13 protein-coding genes and 2 pseudogenes are annotated in these 15,996 nt (G+C 74.3%); 4 read left to right on the top strand and 11 right to left on the bottom strand.

Annotated features, from left to right (window positions below; genetic code table 11):
- Window positions 1–114 precede the first annotated feature (114 nt).
- From ACZ60B_RS36435 to ACZ60B_RS36410, 6 genes and pseudogenes are all read right to left on the bottom strand, one after another.
- A complete protein-coding gene (locus ACZ60B_RS36435; protein WP_469394875.1) occupies window positions 115–1,221 on the bottom strand; it encodes an MBL fold metallo-hydrolase in 1,107 nt (368 codons plus the stop codon).
- On the bottom strand, window positions 1,218–2,465 hold the full coding sequence (locus ACZ60B_RS36430; protein ID WP_469394873.1) for an aminotransferase class I/II-fold pyridoxal phosphate-dependent enzyme: 1,248 nt from the start codon (window positions 2,463–2,465) through the stop codon (window positions 1,218–1,220). Before ACZ60B_RS36430 ends, ACZ60B_RS36435 begins: the two co-directional genes overlap by 4 nt.
- 141 nt (window positions 2,466–2,606) lie before the next feature.
- A complete protein-coding gene (locus tag ACZ60B_RS36425) occupies window positions 2,607–3,977 on the bottom strand; it encodes a hypothetical protein (RefSeq protein WP_469394871.1) in 1,371 nt (456 codons plus the stop codon).
- 191 nt (window positions 3,978–4,168) lie between these two features.
- Window positions 4,169–4,478: pseudogene (locus tag ACZ60B_RS36420) on the bottom strand (DUF6158 family protein); the annotation flags it as partial.
- Between the two features lie 224 nt (window positions 4,479–4,702).
- Window positions 4,703–6,322 (bottom strand): ABC-F family ATP-binding cassette domain-containing protein, encoded by a 1,620-nt coding sequence (locus ACZ60B_RS36415; protein ID WP_469394869.1) that lies wholly within the window; start codon window positions 6,320–6,322, stop codon window positions 4,703–4,705.
- 41 nt (window positions 6,323–6,363) lie between these two features.
- A complete protein-coding gene (locus ACZ60B_RS36410; protein WP_469394866.1) occupies window positions 6,364–7,047 on the bottom strand; it encodes a histidine phosphatase family protein in 684 nt (227 codons plus the stop codon).
- A gap of 115 nt (window positions 7,048–7,162) precedes the next feature.
- On the opposite strand from ACZ60B_RS36410, the pseudogene ACZ60B_RS36405 reads away from it, so the two are divergent.
- From ACZ60B_RS36405 to ACZ60B_RS36395, 3 genes and pseudogenes are all read left to right on the top strand, one after another.
- A pseudogene (locus tag ACZ60B_RS36405) lies at window positions 7,163–7,741 on the top strand (phosphatase PAP2 family protein); the annotation flags it as partial.
- A gap of 183 nt (window positions 7,742–7,924) precedes the next feature.
- Window positions 7,925–8,746: a class I SAM-dependent methyltransferase gene (locus ACZ60B_RS36400; RefSeq protein ID WP_469394864.1), complete on the top strand. Its 822-nt coding sequence runs from the start codon at window positions 7,925–7,927 to the stop codon at window positions 8,744–8,746.
- A 42-nt stretch (window positions 8,747–8,788) separates the two neighbouring features.
- Window positions 8,789–8,959 carry a hydrophobic protein gene (locus ACZ60B_RS36395; protein WP_152894404.1) on the top strand — a complete coding sequence of 57 codons (171 nt, stop codon included), beginning with the start codon at window positions 8,789–8,791 and terminating at the stop codon, window positions 8,957–8,959.
- 165 nt (window positions 8,960–9,124) lie between these two features.
- On the opposite strand, the gene ACZ60B_RS36390 is transcribed toward ACZ60B_RS36395, so the two are convergent.
- On the bottom strand, window positions 9,125–9,907 hold the full coding sequence (locus tag ACZ60B_RS36390) for a GvpL/GvpF family gas vesicle protein (protein WP_469394862.1): 783 nt from the start codon (window positions 9,905–9,907) through the stop codon (window positions 9,125–9,127).
- Window positions 9,908–10,074: 167 nt separating this feature from the next.
- Window positions 10,075–12,036 (bottom strand): DUF5107 domain-containing protein, encoded by a 1,962-nt coding sequence (locus ACZ60B_RS36385; RefSeq protein WP_469394860.1) that lies wholly within the window; start codon window positions 12,034–12,036, stop codon window positions 10,075–10,077.
- A gap of 164 nt (window positions 12,037–12,200) precedes the next feature.
- Between ACZ60B_RS36385 and ACZ60B_RS36380 the strand changes: the two genes are divergently transcribed.
- Entirely contained in the window at window positions 12,201–12,548 is a 348-nt protein-coding gene (locus ACZ60B_RS36380; protein ID WP_469394858.1) for a DUF6204 family protein, read from the top strand.
- Here ACZ60B_RS36380 and ACZ60B_RS36375 read toward each other — a convergent pair.
- Genes ACZ60B_RS36375 through ACZ60B_RS36365 form a run of 3 tightly spaced genes read right to left on the bottom strand, consistent with a single transcriptional unit; the run spans window position 12,520 to window position 15,991 of the window.
- Entirely contained in the window at window positions 12,520–13,074 is a 555-nt protein-coding gene (locus ACZ60B_RS36375; RefSeq protein ID WP_469394856.1) for a GNAT family N-acetyltransferase, read from the bottom strand. The two genes, ACZ60B_RS36380 and ACZ60B_RS36375, sit on opposite strands and share 29 nt — an antisense overlap.
- 44 nt (window positions 13,075–13,118) lie before the next feature.
- On the bottom strand, window positions 13,119–14,042 hold the full coding sequence (locus ACZ60B_RS36370) for a S66 peptidase family protein (RefSeq protein ID WP_469394854.1): 924 nt from the start codon (window positions 14,040–14,042) through the stop codon (window positions 13,119–13,121).
- Entirely contained in the window at window positions 14,039–15,991 is a 1,953-nt protein-coding gene (locus tag ACZ60B_RS36365) for a prolyl oligopeptidase family serine peptidase (RefSeq protein ID WP_469394851.1), read from the bottom strand. The genes ACZ60B_RS36370 and ACZ60B_RS36365 overlap by 4 nt, the downstream gene beginning before the upstream one ends.
- Between the last annotated feature and the right edge of the window lie 5 nt (window positions 15,992–15,996).

The raw sequence follows: 15,996 nt of genomic DNA, 5'->3' as shown, positions 1-15,996 counted from the left end.
GCCCCCGGCCCACGGCGGGGTTCGGGGGCCGGGGCGGGGTCTGCGGGCCGCGGGGGCGCGGGGGTTCACGGGCCGCGGGTTCGGTGAGCGGGGGTTCGGGGGGCGGCGCCGTGCTCAGCCGTACTGGTCGTACTCGTCGTACTGTCCGGGGAGGATCCGGGAGCCTCCGACGGGCAGGTCCCACAGGTCGTCGCGGGCCAGGCCCGCCTTTTCCCAGGCGACGCGCACCCGGGTGAGCGGTTCGAGCACCGGCTCCGCCGACAGCACGAACGTGGCCCAGTGCATGGGGGCGAGGCGGCGCGCGCCGAGGTCCTGGACGGCCCTGACCGCCTCCTCCGGGTCGCAGTGGACGTCGCTCAGCCACCAGCGGGGGTCGTACGCGCCGATGGGGAGCAGCGCGAGGTCGATGCCCGGGTAGCGCTGCCCGATGTGGGCGAACCAGTGGCCGTAGCCGGTGTCGCCCGCGAAGTGGACCCGCTGTCCGTCCGGGTCGGTGAGCACCCAGCCGCCCCACAGGCTGCGACAGGTGTCGGTGAGGCTGCGCTTGGACCAGTGGTGGGCGGGCACGAAGTCGAAGCGGACGCCGCCCAGTTCGGCCGCCTCCCACCAGTCGAGCTCGGTGACGGTGGTGAACCGGCGGCGCCGGAACCAGCCCGCGAGCCCGGCCGGCACGAACATCGGGGTGTCGCGCGGGAGTCTGCGCAGCGTCGGGGCGTCCAGGTGGTCGTAGTGGTTGTGGCTGATGACGACGGCGTCGACCCGCGGCAGGGCGTCCCAGGCGACGCCGACGGGGGTGATGCGGGCCGGGGTGCCGAGGATGCGACGGGACCAGACCGGGTCGGTGAGGACCGTCAGTCCGCCGACCCGCAGCACCCAACTGGCGTGCCCCGCCCAGGTGACGGCGACGGTGCGGGTGTCCACGCGGGGCAGCGGGCCGGGTTCGCAGGGCAGCAGGGGGACGTCGGCCAGGCCCTCCTTGCCGGGGCGGACGGAGCCCTCACGGGCGAAGCGGGCCAGGGCCTTGAGACCGGGCAGCGGGGCGGTCAGCCGATCGTGGAAGGTGCGCGGCCACTCCCTCCGCTCCCCCAGCGGCCGGGGGGCGGCGAGCGGCGGACCCGGGGGTGCGAGCGGGGGCGTACGGGCCGGGGGGCCGGATTCCCGTGCGGGGTTCGGGGAGGCGGGCGTGCTCGGTGTGGTGGTCGACTCGGACTGCTGCGTCATCGAGGAGGCTCCCGTCGCTGAGCGTCGTCGCGGAGATCGTCGAAGACCGACCTAAGGGTGGTCAACGCGCTTTGCACATGGGGCAGTTCCCACGGTGCGGGTGAACCGGGACAGAGCGCGCGCTCCTGCTCCGTGGCACCGAGGAGCGGCGCGGTGGACAGGCGGACGCGCAGGGCGCCGAGGTCGTCGCCGAAGCGGTGACCGCCGGGCGCGGGCATCCCGAGCCGGGCGGAGAGGTGGTCCTCCAGGTCCTGCGCGTCACCCACGCCGTGCGGGACCAGCGCGGTCCGCAGCGGGCCGAGGTCGGCGTAGAGGTGACGGCCCGCCCGTGGCGGCCGGGCGAGCGCCCCCGCGCCGACCACGGCGCCGTGCACGGCGGCGGCCAGGCGCGCGTGCGTCCGCACGGCGGCGGCCACGCGCGCGGTGACCGGCCCGGGCTCGGCGAGGGCGTACTCGGCGGCCGCCGCGACCGGCGCCGCGACGCGGGCGTCCAGCGCGGTGAGCACGTCGAGGACGCGCGCGTGGAGGTCGGCCCCGTCGGGACCGTCGGCGAACCGGGCCACGGCGGCCGGCCAGCCGGGCGGCAGCGGCGCGCCGGCCAGGTCGGCGACCACCGTGACCCGGTCCGGCAGCATCTCGGCGGGGCTGAACAGCACCGTGGTGCGCGGGTCGTGCACGGTGTCGCGCCAGGTCTCGTCGCTGACCAGGTGCAGGCCCTCGCCCGCGGCGGCCTCGACGGCCTCGTGCAGCGCTTCGGGCGGGGCGACGGTGGCGGTCGGGTCGTCGGCGACGGACAGCACCAGCAGCCGCGGATCGCCGCCTTCCGCGCGGACTCTGCGGACGGTCTCCAGCAGGGCGTACGGATCCGGTACGCCGCCGCATTCGGCCGGGGTCGCCACATGGAACACGGGTCTGCCCAGCAGTCGCGCGTACGGGCCCCACCAGGCTGCGCAGGGGCGCGGCACCAGGACGTCGCCGCCGAGCGCGGCGGTCAGCGCGACCAGGAGCGCGGGGGCGCCCGGTGCCGCGGCCACCCGGCCGGGGACGGCGGTCAGACCGCGCCGGGCCCAGTATCCGCAGGCCGCGTCCCGCAGCGTCGTACCGCCGCCGACCGGTTCGGCGTCCGCCCGGCCCGCGGCGGCGGCGAGCACCTCGGACAGTTCCGGGAGCGGCGGCAGTCCGTCGTCGGGCAGGGACGGTCCGTAGCGGACGGGGCCGTGTCCCTCGGGGTCCGTGCGCCCCATGCCTACCTCCGCGCAGTCCTGGTGCCCTGTTCCACCGCTGTGCCGCCGTGCGTTCACACGGCTCCCAGGGACAACGGGTACCCCGCCCGTCGCGTCACCATGAGCGCTTCTGCCGCCGCGCCCCTGACACCGCTGGGCGGCTCAGGCCTCCCAGCCGGGTTCACGGCGCCACAGCCGGTGCACGGCGGCGCCGAGTGCGCCCGCGATCAGCAGGCCACCGGTGACGAGCGCGGGGACGGACCCGGTGAACGAGCCGCCCTCCCCGGCCTCCACCCCGTGCGGCAACCCGTCCTGGGCGCAGGACTCGGTACGCGCGGAGGTGCGTGCGGAAGTGCGTACGGCGGTGTGCTTCTGCGCCTTCGGGTGCGTGCCGGAGTCCGCGCCGCCCCGATCCGCCGACGAGTCGGTGCCCTTGTCCTTGTCCGTGCCCTTGTCCGTGCCGCCGCCCTGGTGCTCGCCGGCGTGCCCGTCGGTACGCGAGCCGCCGCACGCCTGGTCGCCGTCCCGGCCGGTGCCCCGGCCGCCGTCCTGTCCCGCGTCCCCGCCGCCGTCGCCGCCGCCCTTCCAGCCGCCGTCCCCGCCGCCGTCGCCGCCGCCCTTCCAGCCGCCGTCCCCGCGGGTGTTTCCACCGCCGTCGCCGCCGGCCTTCGGCCCGGTGCCGGTGCCCGTGTCAGGTGCGGTACCCGTGTCAGGTGCGGCGCTCGTGTCAGGTGCGGTACCTGTGTCGGGTGCGGCGCCTGTGTCCGGTCTGCCGGCCGGGTCCGGTGCGGTACCCGTGTCAGGTACGGCGCCGGTGCCCCTGTCAGGTACGGCGCCGGTGCCCGTGTCCGGTACGGCGCCTGTGTCCGGTCTGCCGGCCGGGTCCGGTGCGGCACCCGTGCCACGTCCGGCGCCGGCTCCCGTGTCCGGTCTGATGCCCGTGTCCGGTGCGGGAACGGCACCGGGGTCACGACCGGCGTTCCCGGCAGTGCCCCGCCCGGCGTCACCGGCGGAGCCGAGGCCGCTGCCGCGTCCGGCGTCGGTGCCGCCACCGCTGCCGGCGAGCCCGGGGGCGTCCCTGCCACCGGGACCGGCACTGCCACCACCACCGCCACCCACGGTGAACTTCGCGCTCCACGCCATGCCCTGTCCGTCGGCCGCCGCCGGACAGCTGCCGTCGACGGTCCACGTGGAGACCCCGGTGCCTGTGCCTGGCGCCGCCGCCAGGTCCTCGGCCGCGGCGACGCGGGCGGTGCCCCGGTACGTGGCCCGCGCCACCGTCAGACCGTCGGCCGCGGCGACCCGGCGCAGCCTGACCGTACCCCCGGCGAACGCCCGGGACGTGGCGTCGATGCTCTCGGGCGGGGATCCGCCCAGCGCGCCGCAGCCGACCGAGACGGTGATGCTGCCCCCGGGCACGGTCGCTTCGGGGCCGACCTGCACGGCCGGGTCCGCGGACGCGACCGGAGCCGCACTGACAGCGGCGGCACCGGCCAGGGCGACGGCGGACAGGAGACGGGCGGTGCGGCACATGGGACGGGCTCCTTAGGCCTGACGGCTGTCGGGACACTCCGTCCGTGCCCCACAGCCATCACAGCCCGCCCCGCACGGGGCCGCGCGCGGCCGGACACCATTCGCGGGACACCCGCCGCCGACCGGGTGAACGAGCCCTCGTCGCCGGCCCCGCCCCGGGAGCGGATGACGGCGAAACGGTCAGGCCGGTGTCAGGCGCCGCCGTGTCCCGCCCCGGGTCCCCACTTGCCCACCGGCGTTCCGCCCGCCGACGCGGCGGCGGCCCGCACCCGCGCGCCGTCCCGGGTCCGGGCCGGGGAGACGAAGCGGCGGGGGTTGCGCCGCAGGTACTCGCCCTCCAGCTGGGCCATGCGGTGGTTGTGGGTGCGCAGCGCGTCGTTGGAGCCGTACAGCAGGGTGTCGTGGCGCGTGCGGTGGATGTTCTCCAGTTCCTTCATCAGCTGCTGGTCGTCCAGTCGCGCCGGGTCGACTCCGCTCATGGTGGTTACCCCGCTCGTCGTGTCCGTCCCTGCGGTCCGGTCCCGCCCGTGGGCGATCCGTCGGGGGGAGCCGGGAGGGAGCCGTGGAAAGCGCCGCGCCAGCCGGGGACCGCCCCCGGCGGACCCCGACCGACGCGGCTCTGGCGTCTCTGCATCCACTGTACGAACATTCCGGCCCCAGGGCCCCCGGGCACCGAGCCTGCGGGCTCCGGGCCTCCGTCCGCCTCGCCCCGCAGGTCCGGGGCCCTACCGGGCCCGTTCCACCCTGCGCTCGTCCCAGACCGGCTCGGGGGTCTCCCGCACCCGGCCGTCGCTGCCGAAGACGAGGTAGCGGTCGAAGGAGCGGGCGAACCAGCGGTCGTGCGTGACCGACAGGACGGTGCCCTCGAAGGCCTCCAGGCCCTCCTGGAGGGCCTCGGCGGACTCCAGGTCGAGGTTGTCGGTGGGCTCGTCCAGGAGCAGGGCCGTGACGCCCGCCAGCTCCAGCAGCAGGATCTGGAAGCGGGCCTGCTGGCCGCCGGAGAGCCGCTCGAAGCACTGTTCGGCCTGCTGCGTCAGCTCGTAACGGCGCAGCCGGGACATGGCGGCGCCGCGGTCCTGGGCGTGCTCCTTCCACAGGATGTCGAGGAGGGTGCGGCCCTGGAGCTCGGGGTGGGCGTGCGTCTGGGCGAAGTGCCCGGGCACGACCCGCGCGCCGAGCTTCCACGTCCCGGTGTGCGCCACGTCCTCGCCGGCCAGCAGCCGCAGGAAGTGCGACTTGCCGGAGCCGTTGGAGCCGAGGACGGCGACCCGTTCGCCGTAGAAGACCTCCAGGTCGAAGGGCTTCATCAGGCCGGTCAGTTCGAGCGCCTCGCAGGTGACGGCCCGCACGCCGGTGCGTCCGCCCTTCAGCCGCATGGTGATGTCCTGCTCGCGCGGCGGCTCGGGCGGCGGCCCGACCTCCTCGAACTTGCGCAGCCGGGTCTGGGCGGCCTGGTAGCGGGAGGCCAGCTCATGGCTGATGGAGGCGGCCTGACGCAGGCTCAGCACCAGCTTCTTGAGCTGGGCGTGCTTCTCGTCCCAGCGCCTGCGCAGTTCCTCGAAGCGGGCGAAGCGTTCGCGGCGGGCCTCGTGGTAGGTGGCGAAACCGCCGCCGTGCACCCAGGCGTCGGCGCCGGCGGGTCCGGGCTCGACGGACACGATCTTCTCGGCGGCGCGGGAGAGGAGTTCCCGGTCGTGCGAGACGAACAGCACCGTCTTGCGGGTCTCCTTCAGCCGCTCCTCCAGCCAGCGCTTGCCGGGCACGTCGAGATAGTTGTCCGGCTCGTCGAGGAGCAGCACCTCCTCGGTGCCGCGCAGCAGCGCCTCCAGCACCAGCCGCTTCTGCTCACCGCCGGACAGCGTCCGTACCAGCCGCCACTGCGCCTTCTCGTACGGCACCCCCAGCGCGGCCGTGGTGCACATGTCCCACATGGTCTCCGACTCGTACCCGCGCACCTCGGCCCAGTCCGAGAGTGCCTGCGCGTACTGCAGCTGGGCGGCCTCGTCGTCGACGGCCATCATGGCGTGCTCGGCCCGGTCGACGGCCTGCGCGGCCTCGCGGATGCCGGCCGGCGCGACCGACACGAGGAGGTCCCGTACGGTCGTCTCGTCCCGTACGGAGCCCACGAACTGGCGCATCACGCCCAGGCCGCCGCTGACGGTGACGGTGCCGCCGTGCGGTTTCAGCTCTCCGGAGATCAGCCGGAGCAGGGTCGTCTTGCCCGCGCCGTTGGGCCCGACGAGGGCCACGACGGCCCCTTCGCCCACCCGGAACGACACATCGCCGAGCAGCGTCCTCCCGTCGGGGAGGTGGTACTCGAGGTGCGCGGCTTCCAGATGTCCCATGAAGAGGCATTCTGCGGTCTCCCGCCCGACCGGCCAAATGCTTATCCGACCTCGTGCGCGGGGAGCGCCAGGCCCGTGTCCTCCAGCGCCCGGCCCGTCGGACCGCTCTCGCCCGCCGGGGCGACCGTCGCACCGGCCCAGGTGAGGGCCTTCCAGCCGTCCGACGGGCTGCCCTCCAGGACCACCACGCCGGTGTTCGCCAGGCGGTGGGCGGTGGCGAAGGGCACATCGACGTTGTCCGCGCGGGCAGCCGCCCACAGGCGGATCACCGCGCCGTGGCTGATCAGGGCGACCGTCCCGGCCTCGCGGTCCGCCACCTCCGCGACCACGGCGTCGTAGCGGGCGAGGACCTCGGCGCCGCTCTCGCCGCCCGGCATCCGCAGCCCGGTGTCGCCGGCCGCCCAGGCGAACACGGTCCGCATGTAGTCCAGGCCCGGCTCCGATTCGCCGGGGAGCAGCTCCAGGTCGCCCGCGGAGACCTCCCTGACGCCGTCGCGCACGGTCACCCCGAGGCCGCGGGCGGCGGCCAGCGGGGCGGCGGTGAGCTGCGTGCGGAGCATGGTGGAGGCGTAGACGGCCTCGATGTCCTCGTCGGCGAGGGCCGCGGGCAGTCGCGCGGCCTGCTGCTCGCCGAGTGCGGTCAGACCCGGCCCGGGGACCGTGGTGTCCAGCAGGAACTCGACGTTCGCGGGGGTCTCCGCGTGGCGGACGAGGAGCAGACGCATACGGGTGGCCCTTCGACGGCGGTTCGATCCGGCGCGAGTTCCGGCGGTTCCGGCGGTTCGATCCGGCGGTTCGATCCGGCGCAGGAAACGACCACTTCAGGGTACCCATCCCTGCATGAGCCCAGATGTCGACCTCACCGTCCTGAAGCCGGGGCACCACGCCCTGCGCGACCGGTTGCTCGCCCTCGACGGGCGCCTGTTCGAGTTCGCCGCCGAGCGCCACTGGCCCGGCGCCGAGCCCGTGCTGCCGCGGCTGAGCCGGAGCGCCAACCACGGTGTGCTGTGGTTCGCCACGGCCGCCGTCATGGCGGCGAGCCGTACGCCGCGGGCCCGCCGGGCGGCCGCTCTGGGGCTCGCCTCGCTCGGCCTGGCCTCGCTGACGATCAACACCCTGGGCAAGCGGTCGGTGCGCAGGCCGCGACCGGTTCTCGACTCCGTACCGCAGGTCCGGCAGCTGAAACGGCAGCCGATCACCACCTCGTTCCCGTCGGGGCACTCCGCCTCGGCGGCGGCGTTCGCGACCGGGGTCGCCCTGGAGTCGCAGGGGTGGGGCGCGGTGGTGGCTCCGGTGGCGTTCTCGGTGGCCATGTCCCGGGTGTACACCGGCGTGCACTTCCCGAGCGATGTGCTGGTGGGCGCGACGCTGGGCGCGGGGGCGGCCTTCGCCGTACGGGCTCTGGCGGCGAAGCGCGCCTGAGCGCATCGGCCCGGGGTCGCCGACCGGCCGACGGCACAACGCTCCTGACGCGTCGTCAGTCCATATGTCAAAACGCCGGTCTCACCATTCGGTTCGGGCGCGTACGGTGACAGGCGTCGCCCCGCCGGGCCCGGAGCCCGGCGGGGCGGGTACGCGGAGCCGACGAAGAGGGGCACAGCCATGCCGGAAGCACGGGAGACCGCCGTCTACACCCACGGGCACCACGAGTCCGTACTGCGCTCGCACACCTGGCGCACCGCCGCCAACTCGGCCGCGTACCTGCTCGGCTCGCTGAAGCCCCATATGAAGATCCTGGACATCGGCTGCGGACCCGGGACCATCACCGCCGACCTGGCGGAACTGGTCCCGGACGGCCATGTCACCGGTGTCGACCACGCGCCGGAGATCCTGGAGCAGGCACGAGCCACGGCCGCCGGGCGGGGGCTGGCCAACACCGACTTCGCCGTGGCCGACGTGCACGCCCTGGACTACCCGGACGACACGTTCTGCGTGGTCCACGCCCACCAGGTGCTCCAGCACGTCGGCGATCCGGTGCAGGCGCTGCGCGAGATGAGGCGGGTGACGAAGCCGGGCGGGTTCATCGCGGTCCGCGACTCGGACTACTCCGCGATGACCTGGTACCCGCGGTCGGCGGGGATGGACGACTGGCAGGACCTCTACCTGAGGGTGGCGCGCGCCAACGGCGGGGAGCCGGACGCCGGACGCCGGCTGAAGTCATGGGCGCTGGCGGCGGGCATCACGCGGATCACGGCCACGTCCAGCACCTGGACCTTCGCCACGCCCGAGGAGCGTGCGTGGTGGAGCGGTCTGTGGGCGGACCGGACCGTCGCCTCGGCGTACGCGCAGCGGGCCACCGAGGGCGGTCACGCGTCCGCCGGGCAGCTGCGGGCCGTCTCGGACGCCTGGCGGGAGTGGGGCGAGCAGCCGGACGGCTGGTTCAGCGTGCTGCACGGAGAAATTCTCTGCCGCAAGGATGCCTGAATCCCGCTTTTCGGGAAACACGGCGAGAAGGAGGTTCACATTATGGTTCCCATTCTTCTCGTCCTGCTGCTGGTACTCCTTCTCTTCGGCGCCGGCTTCGCGGTGAAGCTGCTCTGGTGGGTCGCGGTCGCGGTACTCGTGGTCTGGCTTCTCGGATTCCTGTTCCGCGGCACGAGCGCGGCCGGTGGCCGGGGCCGCTGGTACAGGTGGTGAATGCCCCGGCGGCGCTGAAGAGCCCGCGAAACGGAATCCGAGATACCGGAGATTTCCGCTCTCGCTCCCGGTGGTATTCCCGCTCTCGCTCCCGGTGACACGGGCGAGACGGTGGACCGAACGGCCCGAGACCCCGCACGGGGTCTCGGGCCGCGGTCGCGAATCTCAGAGGCCGCGAATCCCAGAAGCGGGGCCTACGCCCGCTTCGCCCTTTCCGCCCCCCGCGAACTCCTCCGCCCCGGAGCACCCCTCGTTCCCCTCGTCCCCCTCGCCCTCTCGGGTGAAAGAATAGGCCGCCCAGGGTCCGGTCAGTTCGACCCGAAGGCCGGGAGCATCGCCCTTCAGCCGGTCCACCAGTTCCACGAATTGCTCGGAATCCGTCCGCGACACCAGATAGGACGCATTCAGTACGGCGTGACCCGCACGCCCTGCCGCACCGGAGAACGTGGAGTCCTGCGGATCGCGGAAACACGACTCGTCGGCGTACCGGGAAAGCAGGCCGTGCAGCCGGGTCACAAATCGCTCGGCTTCCTCGGACATCCTGGTCGGCTGCGTTTCGGTATACACGTTGACGCTCCACTCGACCCGTCCTTCCAGCCGGTCGAGGGCGCGCGTGAACGCGGCGCCGTGCGTCTCCAGCATGAGCCGCAGGGCGCTGTCGTCCGGGCAGACGGTCGCCGGGCGCAGCGGCAGCGGTGTGGTGACGGCGGTGAGGGCGTCGACCACACCCCGATGGGCACGGACGGTGGCGGCCCGCCACTGCGGGTCCGCCAGATGCGCGTGCAGCGGCTCCTCGGCGAAGTCGCGCTCGGGCACGGTGGAGACGACCGCGACCAGGCCGTGATGGCCGAGCAGGCCGACGGGCGCGCCCGTCACCCCGGTGAGCTGGGCCTGGAGGGCCGCGCGAAAGGGACGGCAGACGGCGTACACGTACCGCGGTCCGGCCATGGTGCCTCCTTCTGTGCTCGGTCCGGCTCCGGTGGGGCCGGACCGCCCGCACGGTCCGGCCCGACGAAGAGCCTCGTCGACCTCATACCCGTGTGGCCATGTGTGCCACGCCCAAACCCTCGCGCGGCCGACATGGACCCCCGCCGGTCACGGGGAGCGACGACCGCTCAGGGTGCGGACGGCCGCATCCGGAAGTCGTAGCGCGCCGGCAGCGGCGCGTCACTCACCCTGGCCCACAGCCAGCCCAGTGTCTCGTCGCCCTCCCGCAGGTCGGCGACCTCGAAGCCCGCGTCGAAGACCGCTCGCGCCTCCTCTCGGCGGCCCTCCGCGCACAGGATCTCGGCCTCCAGCAGCCGGAACCTGCCACGCTCCCGGGTCTCGGGCCGCAGCCGCTCCCAGACGGCCCGCGCCCCGGCCGGCCGGCGTGCGGCGAGCAGTGCGCCGACCGCCTCGCGGCCGAGCGCGGCCATGGCCGCCGTCCACGACTCGCCGCTGTCGCGCCGCTCCCGGCACAGGTCGTCGAAGGCCTCCGCGTACCGGTCGGCGGCCCGTTCGTGGTTGCCGCTCTCCTGGTCCGCGACGGCGAGGCAGCGCAGCGACGGCCAGAGCGAGGGCGCGAGTTCCAGGGCCCGCTCCCAGCTGCGCACCGCCTGCGCCCGGTCACCGGCGTGCCACTGGGCGACGCCCAGGTGGTACTCGGTGAGCGGGGTCGCGGGCGCGGTCTCCAGCATGTCCCGCCAGTGCGGGGCGACGAGGGTCGCGCCCGGCGGCCGGACCCGGCGCGGCTCCGGGAAGGACCCGGTGCGCAGCAGCTCCCGCCAGGGTGCCTGCTCGTCGCCGAGGGTGTGCTCGTCGAAGGGGGTGCCGGGCAGTTTGCGGCCGGCGCGCAGCACTTCGAGCGCGCCCCAGCCGGACCCGGTGGCGAGGATCTCCTCGGGCTCGGTGTCGGCGTGCGCCTTCCAGGACGCGTGGGCGGCGTCGACGGCGGCCCGCGGAAGGACCGCCTCGAGCCGTTGTTCCACCCCGCTGAGCACCGCGTCCCACTCGCCCTCGGGCGGTGCGCTCAGCGGCCCGTACGCCTCCAGCCAGGACACCTCGCTCTCCGCCGCCAGGGACACGTGCTCCAGCTGGGTGCGGGCCAGGCCGGCCTGTATCTCGCTGTAGCCCTCCGTCCCCGGTTCGGTGAGCCACTCCTGCCAGCGCCGTCCGCCGGGCCCCGCCCCCCAGACGAACAGCTTGCGGCCGCGCAGCTCGTCCGTGGACGTCTGCACCAGTCCGTGCCCGTCGCCGTCGAGCGCGGCGATCCAGCGTCGCCGCCCGTCGGGCACGTCGTAGAAGTAGTCGGCGGCGAAGGTGCTGTTCAGCGGGTACGTACGGTCGGTGCCGTCGTACGCGGGGACCGGCACCCGGCGCAGCCGGCGCTCGTACCCGAAGTGATAGGCCTCGGCCGCGGGGGCGAGGACCCGGCGTTCCTCGGGCACGGCGATGTTGGACCACCAGTAGGTGGGTACGGGGTGCTCGTGTGGATTGCGGACGCGGACGCCGACGTGGAGGAAGTCGGAGTCCTCCGGCAGCCACAGGTCGATCTGGAACGGCAGGTCGCGCAGCCGTTCCCATTCCCACAGCCGGAGCATCTCCCCGCCGTCCGGGGCGGGGACGCGGGCGGCGTGCAGGGGTGAGCAGGACAGGGTGGTGTGGCCGGTGGCGCCGATGTTCCACTCGATGCCGCCGGAGTACCAGGCACCGTTGAGGGCGAAGTTGGCGGGCTGCAACACCGGGTTGCGGTAGAGGAGTTCGCGGCCCGTGGGCTTGTGCAGGAGCGAGGCGATCCGGCCGCCGAGGGCGGGCAGCACCGTGGCGCGCAGCCGGTCGTTCTCGAGGATCAGGGCGTCGGTCCGCAGCGGTTCGCGGGCCCGTCCGTAACCGTCCCGCACGGGCACGGGCAGCAGGCTGCGCAGCGGCGCGTGGCCGATCTGCCGGGCCATGTCGGCCGGGAGGTTCTCCAGGTCCCGCTCGTCGATGCGGTGGACCTCGTCGAGCGGGCGCAGCGGGGGCAGCGGGTTGTCGGGGCCCGGCAGGGCGGCGGGCAGTGTCACTACGTCGCGTCGGATCGTCGTCACGATCACCATGGAACCCGGCAACCGTGGCGCTGACCAGGGGAGCTGCCGGTCAGGATTGCGCAAAGGCGGCCCGGGGCCGGGCCGGTGCCGGACGGGGCGATATTCCGGGTGCGGTCCGGCGTCGCCGACATAGAGTCGGGTCCGGGGAAATCGCACGAGGAACGGAACAGCGCATGAGCGAGCAGCACACCTACCGGGTGATCGTCAGGGGCACCTGGGACGGACTCACCGACGAGGCGCGCGCCCGGCTGCTCGCCGAGGCCTCCGAGCACGGAATGACCAGCATGCGCTTCTGCGAGGAGGGTTCGCTGTCGTACGAGCCGTCGCCGCTGAAGCACTTCTCGATGCGCTACGTCGTGGTGTCGGACGCGGCGGACGGCGAGGAGATGGCGGGCGCGATCGCCGAGGACCGCGCGGAGCGCACGCTGCGGGAGGCGGGCTACGGTTTCGGCGTGCTGAAGTCGACGGTGACGGACCTCGACACCATGAAGGTCAACCGGAAGCCCTCATCTCGGCGGTGATCGCCCAGCGTTCGTGGTCCCGCCAGGCGCCGTCGATGAAGAGCATCTTCGGCGAGAAGCCCTCCAGCCGGAAGCCGCAGCTTCGGGCGAGCGCGATCGAGGCGGTGTTGGCGGGCTGCACGTTCACCTCCAGCCGGTGCAGCCGCATCGGCCCGAAGGCGTGTCCGACCACGAGGTCCAGCCCCTCGCGCATCAGCCCGCGCCCGGCGGCGTGCGCGAAGGCGCCGTAACCGAGGGCACCGCTGAGGAAGGCGCCCTCGACGATGTTGTTGATGTTGACGAACCCGGCGATGGCCCCGCCGCCGTCCTTGTCGCAGACCAGGAACCCGGCCTTCGTCCGGTCCTCGATCAGCCGGCCCGCGTAGGCGGTGTACCCGTCGGCGGTGTCCGGCGGGAACAGCCACGGGTGGTGCAGGTCCTTGCTCTCCCGCGCCCTGGCGGTGAACTCGGCGCCGTCCTCGTAACCGAAATGACGTATGCCCACGCGGGGGCCCTCGGCAAGGTAGCGGGATGCGGTGTGCGGCATCCCGTCACTCTACGACGACCGCACCCCGCCGGGGCCCGCCCGGCTCAGCGCAGCGCCGGCTCGTCGAGGGTCAACGTGCCTGCGTCCGCGTCCAGTTCCCCGCTCATGCCGAAGGGGACCGTCAACGCTCCCTCGCCGTGTCCGAATCCGAGTTCCTCGACGACGGGGACCCCCAGGCCGCCGAGGCGGTCGGCGAGGACGGCGCGCACCGCGTCGTAGGGACCGCAGCCGGCCCAGGAGCCCAGCGCGACGCCGGTGACGCCGTCGAGCCAGCCGGTGCGCAGGAGTTGGGTCAGCATGCGGTCGATGCGGTACGGCTGCTCGCCGACGTCCTCCAGCATCAGCAGCCCGCCCCGGGCGTCCGGGCGGGCGTGCGGGGTGCCGAGGTCGGAGACGAGCATGCTCAGACAGCCGCCGAGCGTGACACCGCGTGCCCGGCCGGGGACCAGGGCGCCGCCGCCGCAGGTGAGGGTACGGACCGTCTCGGGCGCGAACAGGGTGTCCCGCAGGTGCTCCTGCGCCCGTGCGTGCTTGATGAAGTCCACGCCCGCGGCGGCGGGTCCGTGCAGGGTGACCAGGCCCAGTCTGGTGGCGAAGGCCTGGTGCAGCACGGTGATGTCGCTGAAGCCGACGAACACCTTCGGCCCCGCCGCCCGCATCGCCGACCAGTCGAGCAGGTCGACCATCCGCTGGGCCCCGTAGCCGCCGCGCGCGCACAGCACGGCGTCCACCGCCGGGTCGCACCAGGCGGCCTGGAGGTCCGCGGCGCGGTCCGCGTCCGTACCCGCGAGGTGGCCCAACGCACCGTGGCGGTCCAGCACATGGGGTGCGGCCACCGGATCGAGGCCGAAGCCGCGCAGCACGTCGAGCCCGGCCTGGAGCCGTTCCTCGGCGACGGGTCCGCTGGGTGCCACGACGGCCACCCGGGCGCCGGGGGCGAGCCGGGCGGGACGCAGGAGTTGCTTCATCCGGCCGGCTCCAGGGTCGGGGCGTCGGGCGGATTCAGTCCGAACACCTTCGAGTAGAGGGCGAGTTCGGCCTCCAGGGCACGCACCATGGTCTCGGCCCGGCGGAATCCGTGCCCCTCCCCCTCGAAGGCGATGTAGGTGTGCGGCACTTCCCGGCCGCGCATCCGCTCCAGGAAACGCTCGCACTGCGCGGGCGGGCAGATCACGTCGTCCAGTCCCTGGAGCAGCAGGAAGGGCGCGGTGATCCGGTCGGCGTGCTCGGCCGGGGAGCGCTGCGCGTACCGGGCGGGCACCTCGGCGAGCGGTCCGACCAGGGTCTCCAGGTAGTGCGACTCGAAGTCGTGGGTCTCCCCCGTGGCCCAGCCGGCCAGGTCGAGGATGGGATAGCTGATGGTGCCGCAGGCGTAGACGTCGGTGGCGGCGAGGGAGGCCGCGGTGGTCCAGCCGCCGGCGCTGCCGCCGCGGATGGCCAGCCGGTCGCGGTCGGCGGTGCCCTCCTCGGCGAGGGCGACGGCGACGGCCGCGCAGTCCTCGACGTCGACGACGCCCCACTGCTCGCGCAGCCGGTTGCGGTACTCGCGGCCGTACCCGGTCGAGCCGCCGTAGTTGACCTCGGCGACCCCGATGCCGCGCGAGGTGAAGTAGGCGATCTCCAGGTCCAGCACCAGCGGCGCGTGTCCGGTGGGGCCGCCGTGCGCCCAGACCACGTACGGGGGCAGCTCGTCGGCCGGCGCGGTGCACCCGGGGTGGTGCGGCGGGTAGACGTGCGCGTGGATCTCGCGGCCCTCGGGGCCGGTGAAGGTGCGGATCAGCGGTTCGGGGTAGTGGGCCGGGTCCGCCGCGTCCTGGTGGGCGCAGCCGATCACCCGGGCCCGACCGGTCCGCGTGTCCAGTTCGACGACCTCGTAGGCGCTGCGCGGGCTGGCGCCGACGGCCACCACCCGCTCGCCGTGCACCGCGAGGGTGGGGGCGAACTCGGTCCAGGGGCCGGCCGCGTCGACGACCTCGCCGGTCTCGGGGTCCAGTATGCCGAGGGCGGTCGCGCCGCGGCCGTGCACCACGGCGACCAGGCCGTTCTCCAGCGGTGCGAACCAGCAGTGCCCGAGTTTCCACAGGGGGCCGCCGAACTCCTCCTCGCGGGGACAGAGCGGCTCGCCGTCCCGGTAGAGGTTCCACCAGCCGCCGCGGTCGCTCGCGTACAGCAGCCGGCCGTCCGCGGCCCAGTCGGCCTGGGCGATGGACTCCTCGGGACCGCCGGCCACCGTACGAGGCTGCCGGAACGTTCCGTCGTCGGCCACGTCCGCGACGACCAGCTCGGTGCCGTCCCAGGGCATCCGCGGATGGTCCCAGGCCAGCCAGGCGGCCTTCCGCCCGTCCGGGGACAGCCGTGGCCCGGTGACGAACCGCTGCCGGGCCTCGGTGAGCTCCCGCACGGCGCCCCGGTCCTCGGCGGCCGAGCCGTCCAGCGGCACGGCCACCGGGACCCGGCGGACGTCGGTGGGCGCGTCGCCGGTGAACTCCTCCAGGACGCACCACACCTCACCGAGCTCGGGGCGCAGCTGCGGCTGCGCCCAGCGCAGTCCGTCGCCCACCGGGGAGACGGGGGTGAGCGGGCGCGGCTCGCCGCCGGGCTCGTACCGGTAGAGCCGCTGGTCGGCGAAGTTCACGAACACCACGAGCGGTACGCCGTCGCGCACGGTCCCGGCCCAGGGATGCCCGCCGTACTCGATGACGCGACTGCGCACGTTCCACGGTGCGGACAGCACGGACTCCTCGGTGCCGTCCGCGCGCCGGCGCACCAGGGTGCGCCGGCCGCCCTCGGCGGGCCGGGGCTCGGTCCACCAGACCTCCTCGCCGACGAACCCGAGGTACTCGGGGTGCCCGTCGTGGGCGGCCGCGAGGGCCGCCCCGATGGGCGAGGGCCAGGAACCGTATGCCAGGGTCTGCACGTTCT

The sequence above is a fragment of the Streptomyces sp. NPDC104096 genome (genome assembly GCF_055584385.1).
The sequence above is the reverse complement of the archived record's forward strand: the minus strand, read 5'-3'. Positions and strand labels throughout refer to the sequence as shown.

Excerpts from the sequence above, each read along its gene's own strand:
- ACZ60B_RS36430 (WP_469394873.1), bottom strand. The coding sequence starts at position 2,465 with ATGGGGCGCACGGACCCCGAGGGACACGGCCCCGTCCGCTACGGACCG.
- ACZ60B_RS36370 (WP_469394854.1), bottom strand. The coding sequence starts at position 14,042 with ATGAAGCAACTCCTGCGTCCCGCCCGGCTCGCCCCCGGCGCCCGGGTG.
- ACZ60B_RS36390 (WP_469394862.1), bottom strand. The coding sequence starts at position 9,907 with ATGGCCGGACCGCGGTACGTGTACGCCGTCTGCCGTCCCTTTCGCGCG.
- ACZ60B_RS36415 (WP_469394869.1), bottom strand. The coding sequence starts at position 6,322 with ATGGGACATCTGGAAGCCGCGCACCTCGAGTACCACCTCCCCGACGGG.
- ACZ60B_RS36380 (WP_469394858.1), top strand. The coding sequence starts at position 12,201 with ATGAGCGAGCAGCACACCTACCGGGTGATCGTCAGGGGCACCTGGGAC.
- ACZ60B_RS36410 (WP_469394866.1), bottom strand. The coding sequence starts at position 7,047 with ATGCGTCTGCTCCTCGTCCGCCACGCGGAGACCCCCGCGAACGTCGAG.
- ACZ60B_RS36385 (WP_469394860.1), bottom strand. The coding sequence starts at position 12,036 with ATGGTGATCGTGACGACGATCCGACGCGACGTAGTGACACTGCCCGCC.
- ACZ60B_RS36425 (WP_469394871.1), bottom strand. The coding sequence starts at position 3,977 with ATGTGCCGCACCGCCCGTCTCCTGTCCGCCGTCGCCCTGGCCGGTGCC.
- ACZ60B_RS36375 (WP_469394856.1), bottom strand. The coding sequence starts at position 13,074 with ATGCCGCACACCGCATCCCGCTACCTTGCCGAGGGCCCCCGCGTGGGC.
- ACZ60B_RS36395 (WP_152894404.1), top strand. The coding sequence starts at position 8,789 with ATGGTTCCCATTCTTCTCGTCCTGCTGCTGGTACTCCTTCTCTTCGGC.
- ACZ60B_RS36435 (WP_469394875.1), bottom strand. The coding sequence starts at position 1,221 with ATGACGCAGCAGTCCGAGTCGACCACCACACCGAGCACGCCCGCCTCC.
- ACZ60B_RS36400 (WP_469394864.1), top strand. The coding sequence starts at position 7,925 with ATGCCGGAAGCACGGGAGACCGCCGTCTACACCCACGGGCACCACGAG.